The organism is Acinetobacter sp. C15 (assembly GCF_013420645.1).
Lineage (GTDB): Bacteria > Pseudomonadota > Gammaproteobacteria > Pseudomonadales > Moraxellaceae > Acinetobacter > Acinetobacter indicus.
The window spans coordinates 93,036-102,572 of sequence record NZ_VOXR01000009.1; the positions used below are offsets into that span (position 1 = coordinate 93,036).

11 protein-coding genes are annotated in these 9,537 nt (G+C 47.0%); 9 read left to right on the plus strand and 2 right to left on the minus strand.

Annotated features, from left to right (window positions below; all coding sequences use genetic code 11):
- Nucleotides 1-39 precede the first annotated feature (39 nt).
- The 6 genes from FTT63_RS05715 to FTT63_RS05740 all read left to right on the plus strand — a co-directional run bounded on the left by FTT63_RS05715 (nucleotide 40) and on the right by FTT63_RS05740 (nucleotide 5,132).
- Nucleotides 40-2,016 carry a lytic transglycosylase domain-containing protein gene (locus FTT63_RS05715; RefSeq protein ID WP_163169946.1) on the plus strand — a complete coding sequence of 659 codons (1,977 nt, stop codon included), beginning with the start codon at nucleotides 40-42 and terminating at the stop codon, nucleotides 2,014-2,016.
- Nucleotides 2,017-2,091: 75 nt separating this feature from the next.
- On the plus strand, nucleotides 2,092-2,745 hold the full coding sequence (locus tag FTT63_RS05720; RefSeq protein WP_045796419.1) for a ribonuclease I: 654 nt from the start codon (nucleotides 2,092-2,094) through the stop codon (nucleotides 2,743-2,745).
- A gap of 178 nt (nucleotides 2,746-2,923) precedes the next feature.
- Nucleotides 2,924-3,910: a malate dehydrogenase gene (locus FTT63_RS05725; RefSeq protein ID WP_005182191.1), complete on the plus strand. Its 987-nt coding sequence runs from the start codon at nucleotides 2,924-2,926 to the stop codon at nucleotides 3,908-3,910.
- 193 nt (nucleotides 3,911-4,103) lie between these two features.
- Nucleotides 4,104-4,358, plus strand: a complete 255-nt coding sequence (locus FTT63_RS05730) for a DUF2789 family protein (protein WP_005182193.1) — start codon at nucleotides 4,104-4,106, stop codon at nucleotides 4,356-4,358.
- A gap of 145 nt (nucleotides 4,359-4,503) precedes the next feature.
- Complete coding sequence (locus FTT63_RS05735; RefSeq protein ID WP_005182196.1) at nucleotides 4,504-4,764, plus strand: DUF2789 family protein; 261 nt, start codon at nucleotides 4,504-4,506, stop codon at nucleotides 4,762-4,764.
- A gap of 110 nt (nucleotides 4,765-4,874) precedes the next feature.
- Nucleotides 4,875-5,132, plus strand: a complete 258-nt coding sequence (locus tag FTT63_RS05740) for a DUF2789 family protein (protein WP_005182199.1) — start codon at nucleotides 4,875-4,877, stop codon at nucleotides 5,130-5,132.
- A gap of 94 nt (nucleotides 5,133-5,226) precedes the next feature.
- Here the strand turns inward: FTT63_RS05740 and FTT63_RS05745 are convergent, their stop codons facing one another.
- Both FTT63_RS05745 and FTT63_RS05750 read right to left on the minus strand, forming a co-directional pair.
- Complete coding sequence (locus FTT63_RS05745; protein WP_005182203.1) at nucleotides 5,227-5,754, minus strand: hypothetical protein; 528 nt, start codon at nucleotides 5,752-5,754, stop codon at nucleotides 5,227-5,229.
- Nucleotides 5,755-5,814: 60 nt separating this feature from the next.
- Nucleotides 5,815-6,417, minus strand: coding sequence for a 2OG-Fe(II) oxygenase (locus FTT63_RS05750; RefSeq protein ID WP_127801751.1), 603 nt, complete (start codon nucleotides 6,415-6,417; stop codon nucleotides 5,815-5,817).
- A gap of 116 nt (nucleotides 6,418-6,533) precedes the next feature.
- Here FTT63_RS05750 and FTT63_RS05755 point away from each other — a divergent pair, with 116 nt between their 5' ends.
- From FTT63_RS05755 to FTT63_RS05765, 3 genes are read left to right on the plus strand one after another with little or no spacing between them, the layout of a single operon-like run.
- Nucleotides 6,534-7,391: a 23S rRNA (adenine(2030)-N(6))-methyltransferase RlmJ gene (locus FTT63_RS05755; RefSeq protein ID WP_005182209.1), complete on the plus strand. Its 858-nt coding sequence runs from the start codon at nucleotides 6,534-6,536 to the stop codon at nucleotides 7,389-7,391.
- A 46-nt stretch (nucleotides 7,392-7,437) separates the two neighbouring features.
- Nucleotides 7,438-8,262, plus strand: a complete 825-nt coding sequence (pssA, locus tag FTT63_RS05760; RefSeq protein ID WP_075168287.1) for a CDP-diacylglycerol--serine O-phosphatidyltransferase — start codon at nucleotides 7,438-7,440, stop codon at nucleotides 8,260-8,262.
- 24 nt (nucleotides 8,263-8,286) lie between these two features.
- Nucleotides 8,287-9,375 carry a DUF6670 family protein gene (locus FTT63_RS05765; protein WP_005182214.1) on the plus strand — a complete coding sequence of 363 codons (1,089 nt, stop codon included), beginning with the start codon at nucleotides 8,287-8,289 and terminating at the stop codon, nucleotides 9,373-9,375.
- Nucleotides 9,376-9,537 lie beyond the last annotated feature (162 nt).

The window sequence follows — 9,537 nt, forward strand, 5'->3', positions numbered from 1 at the left end:
TGTTTTAGTATATTGCGGTAAGAGAGGAGAGGCGAAGTAATGACTGAAAATAGGCACATGCGCACATGGACTGAAAAGAAAAGAATTTTTTGCAAAAAGCTTGTGTTAGGTTTGGCATCACTGAGCATTTTCCCAACCTTGTACGCAGCCGAAGAGCAGTTTAATGATGCGCTGCGGGCAGCCAATGCCAGTAACCTCTCTTTATTGCAGCAATATCAAAGTGCCATGCAAAATGATGTGCTCGGCTATTATCCGGAATACTGGATTTTAAATACCAATCTGGCCACTCAGTCACCCGCCTCGATTGTGCAGTTTGCCCAGCGTTATCCACAGTCGGCCATGGCAGAAAAACTGGCCGCTGACTATGTCGAAGAAAAAGTCAAACAGGCTGATTTTAGCAATGCTGTATCAGTGCTGCCGTATGTGACCAATGCCGACCGTGCCGAAAGCTGTGCCGTGGCGCAGGTGCGTGCCCAGTCGGGTGATCCGCTGGTTTTTGCCGAATTTAAAGATGTCTGGCTAACCACCAATTCGCAGCCGGAATCCTGTACCGGTCTGGGCCGGATGATGTTATCCAGCCCACTGATGACCCAGGAAGATAAACAGCAGCGTTTGTGGGTGCAGCTGCGTGCCGGCCAATCCGGACAGGCGCTTGCCACTGCACAGGGACTAGGTTTAAACCTGAGTCTGTCGCAGCTGAACAGCATTCAGGCCAATCCGCTTAACTATTTATGGTCTGCACCAAAAGCCAGTGCTGAAGATCAGGCTTATCTGATTTATGCCTTGGGCCGCCTGGCCGATACCGACCTGAACTCGGCTCTATCTGCGGTGAAACGTGCTGCAGAAGGTACCCCGCAGTCGGTGCAGCGCGCCTTGTATCGTGCTGTGGGCTATATTGGCGGCACCACCGTCATGAAGAACAATTTTAACCGTGAAGTACTGAATGCGCTGGATGCCAGCTATGGACTGCCATTTAGCCCGGAAGAAGCGGAAATTTATGCCCGTCAGGCGATTCGTTTTGGTGCCTGGGAAAGTGTAATTCGCGCGATTGATGTCATGAGCGTGTCGCAAAAGCAGGAAGACCGCTGGCAGTACTGGCTGGCGCGTGCCTCTGGGCAGCGTGGCGATGCCACTTCAAAACGCAGTGCTGACGCGATTTATAAACGTTTGGCTCAGGGGGATGATTACCACAATTTGCTGGCCAAAGATCAGCTCGGATACAGCTATTCTTCGATTCCTGTGAGCCGTGAGCCAAGTTCGCAGGATATGCAGCGTTTAAATCAGGATATTCACTTTAGACGCGCCTTTGCCTTGCGCCAGATTAATGCACCGGCCAGTTATATTAACCGTGAATGGAACTGGGCTGTGCGTCAGGCCTATTTAAAACATGATGATGGTCTGTTATTGGCTGCAGCCAAACGCGCCACCGATATGGGTTGGTATGACCGGGCCATTTATGCGGCAGACCGCACCACCAAGCAGCATAATTATCAGTACCGTTATGCCATGCCGTACAAGAATTATGTGGTCAGCCACAGCCAGAATGCCGGGATTGATCCGGCCTGGGCCTATGGCCTGATGCGTCAGGAAAGCCGTTTTGTGACTACGGCGCGTTCGCATGTCGGGGCGGGTGGTTTAATGCAGATTATGCCGGATACCGCGCGTTTAATTGCCCGCCAAATGGGGGAAACCTATAATCCGGCGGCACTCACCGATATGAATACCAATATTCGTTATGGCACGTTTTATCTGTCGACCATCCAGGGTCAGCTTAGTAATAACTCGGTTTTAGCAACTGCGGGCTATAATGCCGGGCCAAACCGTGCCCGTCGCTGGCAGCCTGAATTTCAAAACATGGCAGCGGATCAATATACCGAATCCATTCCGTTGCTGGAAACACGCGATTACGTTAAACACGTCATGACCAATGCCACGCACTATGGATTATTGCTGGGTCAGGGCGCGCAATCAATCAGTAAACGTATGCAGCAGATTCCAATGCGCAATACGCAGTAAACAAGATGGGGTGTCTCCTGCATGGATGCTGGAGGATGGGACTCAAAACGACACGAGAAGGTGCTAAGTTTGAGAATGAAGAAATTGACAGCCGGGGGGCAGCCAGCGGGAATCCTCATCCTGATTTCGGGTGGGGCGGGGGTATTGCTCAGTAGTGCTGCATGTGCTGCCACGGTGCAGGGCTATGTCATGGATGTACAAATGACACCCGCCGTGTGCATGTTTGACAGCAACCGCGCCAAGCAGCGGAAATGCCTGCAAGGCTACTCGCTGAATATTACCGGGCTGTATCCGGAAACCTCCCGTCGTGACTGCGAAACCAGCTCTTCAGCCAAACTGTCTCCCATTCAGGCCAAAGTGGTGGCACGGGTCATGCCCGATGAACATGCCCGGGTGCAATTGTGGCAGGGTATTGGTGGCTGCGTACCGATGAATGCCAGCCAGTATTTCCGTACCATCATTAACTATGCCGACCGGCTGAAAGTCCCGGCGGTGCTGACCGGTCAGGAAACTACCGTGGTGCAGCAGAATGAACTGAACCGGCTGTTTATTCGCCTGAATCCGGGCATGCATTCCAAGAGCATTCACTTTCAGTGCACTTCGCATCAGGCCAAAAGTTATTTAACTGAATTGAAAATCTGCTATAGCCCGAATGGGCGCTATAAACAGTGCAGCAGTAGCGTGGAAACCCAGTGTCCATCGGCCTTTATTATTAAAGGTTCATACTAAAACCCGACGTTTTTCGGCATTTTATTTATATTTCCTATCAGACTTTTGTTGAAATCCATAGCCTTTTACATGCATCTGACAAAGGATTGGAGTACAATCTTTGCCGTTTATGATTATTAAGATTAGATAGAACAGCTATTTAATCGCATTAACTATCCTCTCAACTGGAGATAATTACATGAAGCAACCTGTTCGCGTTGCCGTTACTGGCGCTGCTGGTCAAATTGGTTACAGCCTATTATTCCGTATCGCTAGCGGTGAAATGTTGGGTAAAGACCAACCAGTTATTCTTCAATTATTAGAAATTCCTGTTGAGAAAGCTCAACAAGCGCTGAAAGGCGTAATGATGGAACTTGACGACTGTGCTTTCCCATTATTGGCTGGCATGATCGGTACTGATGATCCTAAAGTTGCATTCAAAGATGCTGACTATGCACTTTTAGTTGGTTCACGTCCACGTGGTCCAGGTATGGAACGTGCTGACCTTCTTAAAGTCAACGGTGAAATCTTCATCGGTCAAGGTCAAGCGCTGAACGAAGTTGCGAGCCGTGACGTTAAAGTTCTTGTTGTAGGTAACCCTGCGAACACGAATGCTTACATCGCAATGAAATCTGCTCCAGATCTTCCAGCGAAGAACTTCACAGCAATGTTACGTCTTGACCACAACCGTGCGTTGACTCAACTTGCTCAAAAAGCTGGTGTTGCAGTTTCTGACATCAAAAACATGACAGTTTGGGGTAACCACTCTCCAACAATGTATGCTGACTACCGTTTTGCGAACGTAAACGGCGAAAGCTTGAAAGACAAAATCAACGATGCTGAATGGAACAAAGACGTATTCCTTCCAACTGTTGGTAAACGTGGTGCTGCAATCATCGAAGCGCGTGGTCTGTCTTCTGCTGCTTCTGCTGCAAACGCTGCAATCGACCATATGCGTGACTGGGCGCTTGGCACAAACGGCGAATGGGTAACCATGGGTATTCCTTCTGATGGTTCTTACGGTATCCCTGAAGGCGTAATGTTCGGTTTCCCTGTAACTTGCGAAAATGGCGAATACAAGATCGTTCAAGGTCTTGAAATCGACGAATTCAGCCGTGAGCGTATCAACTTCACGCTAAACGAGCTTGAAGAAGAACGTGCAGCAATTGCTGACATGGTGAAATAATTTAGTGTTGAACTAAGTTAGAAAAAGCACTCCATTTGGGGTGCTTTTTTTATGCAGCTGTATGGATTGTTGTATTGATCAGCGCCATGACAAACCTCACAAAACATAACAAGAATACATCGGCCTGTAGCCCTAATGCTGTTCCGGATTTGCTAGTTTATGGACTTCGCCTAGAAAAATACGGAGTCATTCCATGGTACTCGAACAACAGCCGACCTTAGAATTATTATTTGAACAACTGGGTTTAGCCGCAGACGAAGCATCTATTGAGCAATTTGTGCGTGCCCATCAATTGCCGGCAGAAGTGACCTTGCCCGATGCTGGATTCTGGAGTGAGGGACAAAGCGCCTTTTTACGCGAACACTGGCATCAGGATGATGAGTGGATTGTGATTATCGACAAATTAAACCAGTTACTACACGTTGAAAGCGACAAGCTGGCGCAATAAGCCGGAGCCAGTTCAATCAGGCTCATCCGCCTTACATGCTTTGGTACAAAAAAATACAACAAGCGCAGTCACAAGGCTGTGCTTTTGTGCAGAATTCTTATAACGTAAAGCTACAATACAGTAAAAAAATGCTGAGGAGGGCGCCATGTTTGATCAGCAACCCACATTAGAACTGTTATTTGAGCAGCTGGGTCTAGAGTCCAGTTCAGAAGCCATTGATCAATTTATTGAAAGCCATCAATTAACTTCCGATATTCCCCTACATAAAGCCGCATTCTGGAGCAAGGCCCAGCACGATTTCATTATCAGTCACTGGAAAAGTGATGATGAATGGGCCATCGTGATTGATGTCTTAAACGAGCAATTACATACCGAACATAAGCTTTCTGGCTCTTGCGAACTTTAATCACAAATTGAAACAACAAACCTGGTCGCAAAGACTAGGTTTTTTTTGCTTTATCTTATAAGTTAGATGGATAAATAACTACAATTTATCTGATATATAAGGAGGGCGAGATGCTCAATCACAACACACCATCCTTAGCTCTATTATTTTCTCAACTTGGTTTAGCCAATAGTCCGGCGGCCATTGAACTTTATGTACGTACCCATCAACTGCCTTCCCATATTTCTTTGCATGATGCGCCGTTCTGGAATAAATCCCAGCGTGCTTTATTAATCAGTCATCTGGTCCAGGATGATGACTGGGCGATCTGGGTCGATGAATTGAATCAACAATTACATATGGATGCCTATAAAGCCCAAACCGCTTAATCCTGCCTGAAGATTCAAGCGTTTCTGTAGTCCATAAAAAATGCCTCAATCAATGAGGCATTTTTGTTGTTAAATATTTTTTTCGTGCTGAGCTTTAGTGTAAACGCGGCTGAATCAGCTGCACAAACCAGCTTTGACCATGACAGTGTTCAAAGGCAGTATGTTCACGTAGTACATCGGCATCAAACTCGGCTGTTTTACGGTATTTGGTCAGCCAATGCTGAGTCAGTGCATTTTCTTTTTTCGCTGCGCTGGCATAGGCCAGGAACAGGTAAATATCGCCATGATTATAATTGGTCAGCGGTTTTAGAATCTGCTGGGTAATTAAGGCAAAGCGGGTTTCCTGGCTGATTTCAAAATACAGCATATAGGCCTTGGCCAGGGTTAAGGACAGATTTAAATATAAGGACAGCGGCATTTCCTCAAATTCAACCCGGCCTTGCTCCAGCAGCACAATCGCTTCTTGCAGGAAATAGGTCTGTTCCTGACGGACCTGACTCAGCATCACCAGTTCTAGGCGTAATGAAGCACGTTCCAGCGCCAGTTCCGGGGTGTTGCCCTGTAAATAGAGCTGGTCAGTTTCACCGATACGCTGAATAATCGGTTGGGTGGTATCACGCATCGGCACAATCCTCAGTTCACAATACGGTTTATATGAGGCCACTTGCCAGGATTTAAAGGATCACCACAACTGTGGATCACTACGCAGCCAGGCAGTAATCGAAAGGCGCTGCTGTTTGGAGAGCAGCACTTCATGCAGCAAATCACTTTGGAATAAGGCCATCCGGTTGGGCTGTGGCGCAATGATCTGCCATTCGCCCTGTTTGTCCTGCAAGCGTAATTCACCGCCCCAATCGGCCTGCCACTGTTCATGCAGATAAAAGACGCAGGAAATCATCCGGCCATTTTTACCTTGCGGATTATCGCGGTGCAGGGCATAAAATTCGCCGGCGTTATAACAGGCAAAATGGACTTCGACTTCCTTAATGCTCAGAAAAAAGGCACGATTTAATTGCTCGGCCAGCGCCATTAAGGTTTGGGTATGCTGCTCGGCAACCGGCAGGCTTGAATCCAGCCATAAGATATGATCACTGCGAATCTGGCTGACCACACCGTTTTGAATGGCTGCGTTACGAAACTCATTCAAATGTGCGGTACATTCTGCTACCAAAGCTTGTACATAATCCTGTGGATAGGCATCATCAATCAGGGCATAACCGGATTGATCCAGATCATTGAATATCTGTGCCAGATTCCAGGATGGTGGTAGAGAATGTGTTTGCATAGGCAAAACTCGAACAAGGATAAAAAAGCGGGGGAACTATTTTAGAGCAAGATAAGCCTCTGAATGAAACTTTTTTTCATGCTAAAATACCGGTTGATTTCAGGAATTAAAGAAACATGAATTACCGTCACCATTTCCATGCAGGCAACTTTGCCGATGTCATGAAGCATGTGCTTTTGCTTCAGTTACTGACACGTTTAAATGCCAAAGATAAACCTTATCGCTATATTGATACACATGGCGGTGCAGGCAAATACGACTTATCTTTAGCACCTGCACAGAAGTCGGGTGAGTTCTTAAATGGTATTCACCGTCTGGTCAAACTGGATGACTCGATTATCCGCAATGCACCGGAAGGCGTGAAGCAGTATCTGAATCTGGTCGAGCAGATGCGCGAGACGGATGGCAAGGGTGCTTATCCGGGTTCACCATGGTTTGCCTTACAAGGCATGCGTGAGATGGATAAAGCCACGGTGTTTGAAATGCAGCGTGATGTTTTTCAGCAATTGCGCAGCAATATCCGTGACCGTCGTGCTGGCTTGCATGAACGTGATGCTTACGAAGGTCTGCTTGGGGTGATTCCACCGAAAGAAAAACGCGGTCTGGTCATGATTGACCCGCCTTATGAGCTGGAACGTAAAGACTTCCCGCAGCTGGTAGAACTGCTGGTCGCGGCCTATAAAAAATGGCCAACAGGCGTGTTTGCGGTGTGGTATCCAATTAAAGACCGCGCCATGATTGAACGTTTTGAAAAGAAAATGTACAAATCGGGCATTCGCCGTCAGCTGGTTTGCGAAATCTGTGTCTGGCCAGATGATACCCCGGTTGGCTTGAATGGCTGTGGTTTACTGGTGATCAATCCACCTTGGAAATTCTCTGAAGATGCAGATGAAGCCTTACAATGGTTATTCCCGCATTTACGCATGCAGGACAATGGTGGACATGCAGCAGTACGCTGGCTGGTTGGCGAATAAGCCAAGCAGTCACAACAGAGATTAGGTTAGAGTTAGGAATAAAATAATGATAAACACACCGAAGCCCGAGGGTGATTCCGTGACGCGTGAACATGATTACGATGGAATCACATTTGAAGTGGTGGAAGAGGAACGTACCCGCGAGGGGCAAAAGGTCAAACGCCGTGGCATCTACCTGTGGCCTAATCTCATTACCACCGCGGCTTTACTGTCGGGCTTTTATTCAATTATTGCCAGCATGAATGGCGAATATAGCCAGGCCATTTATGCCATTTTCCTGGCGGCCTTATTTGATGGTTTAGATGGTCGTGTTGCGCGTGCCATTGGTGCGCAAAGTCCGTTTGGTGAGCAGTTTGACTCCTTGTCCGATATGCTGGCCTTTGGTGTGGCCCCGGCAATTTTAATGTATAGCTGGAGCCTGAATGATCTGGGCCGGATTGGCTTGGCCTGCTGTTTTGTCTATACCGCCTGTGCGGCTTTCCGTCTGGCGCGTTTTAACGTGCAGATTGGCGTGGTTGATAAGCGTTATTTTATTGGTGTAGCCAGTCCATTGGCGGCTTTAATGCTGGTGTCGCTGGTCTGGGTCGGCCGCGATTTTCCTGAAATTTATAATATTCAGGACTTTGGTATTCAGATCATCAACGCCGTGATTATTGTGGCGGTTGGCTTGCTGATGATTTCCAATATTAAATATTATTCCTTTAAGACATTGGACCGTAAGCGGGTGCCGTTTATTGTGCTGCCGATAGCAGTTTTTGTACTGGCGGCCATGACCTATAATATTCCGGTCGGTATTCTGGTGATTTCTATCATCTATGCATTATCAGGTTTTGTGACCACTTATATGGCGAGAAAAACCGCCGAATCATAACAAGATGACACCCAGGAGCTTGCTATGCAGATGTTTCAAGATTTTCTCGATCGATCCAAACAACTGAATCAAGCTCCACATCAACTCAAGCTTGAGCAGCTGCCTTTTCACGCCCCGAACCAGAAATATAAAATCATTCATCAAGGGCTGATGATTCCCAATTTGCCCGCGCCCTTACATTATCTTAATTTCCTGAGCCTGATTGGGCAGCCAAATGCCCCGATGCTGCGTAATGACAGCGCGATTCAAACCCATCCGCTGGATACTGCTACGGTACTGGTCAGTTCCAGTCCACATATGGTGGGGCAGCTCAGCAGTTATTCAGTGGAAAAAGAATGTTATTTCAAGCCGGCACTGTTTCAGTTTGGTGGCCGGGAACAGCTGGAAGGACATTTTCCGGAGTTTCGGGTCCAACGTCTGGATTCTGAACTCAGTTTTGATCTGAAGATTCGTACTACCCCGGTGATTTCCTATTTTGCCAAGCTACGCATGGGGCTGGCCGATCACTGGTCTTTGCTGTGTGAATGCAGTGGACAGCTTCAATATAAACAGCAACATTATCAGATCCAGCAACTCGGCAGCTTTGAATATGCGCGAGCCATTAATTTTCCTTATCTACCTTTAGCCTTTTTTACCTATCAGGTGATTAATCTGCAGCAACAACGGCAGTTATTACTGGCCCAAGTGCGGGACCGCTTTAACCGGATTTTGCAGTCGCGGATGTATTTGCGTGACCTGAGCGGTGGCCAAAGCCAGCTGTTTGATGAAGGCGTATATTTTAAAGTGCACCGGGTTTATCCGGCGGTGATGACTCCAAACCGGCAAAGCATGTATCTGCCGCGTGAATTTGAATGGTGTTACAGCGGTGCAGATGGCACGCGTATCCATATTCAGGCACAAAGCCGTGGGGATTTTAAATTTGGCTTGGCTGCAGGTTATGTCGGCAGTTTTCATTATCAGGTCAAAATAAATGATGTCGAAGAACAGGGCGAAGGCGGCTATTGTGAATATATTGATTGTCGCGCCTTAAAATGGCAGGAAAAAAATCAGGCAGAAAAATTAGGTGATCATTTGGCCAATCCGGTCCCATTTTTAGTGAAAAAAGAAAAATAAGTGTATTTTTGTTGAATAAATAAACAGTTGTGTCGTATTTCCCAAAATAATTAAAAATAGGGGTTGCGTCAGGTTTTATTTGCTCTATAATGCACATCCATCGGCGGTGATGTTGATAAAAACTTGTTGATAAACAAGGATTTAGCTAAAATGGTTGAGTTC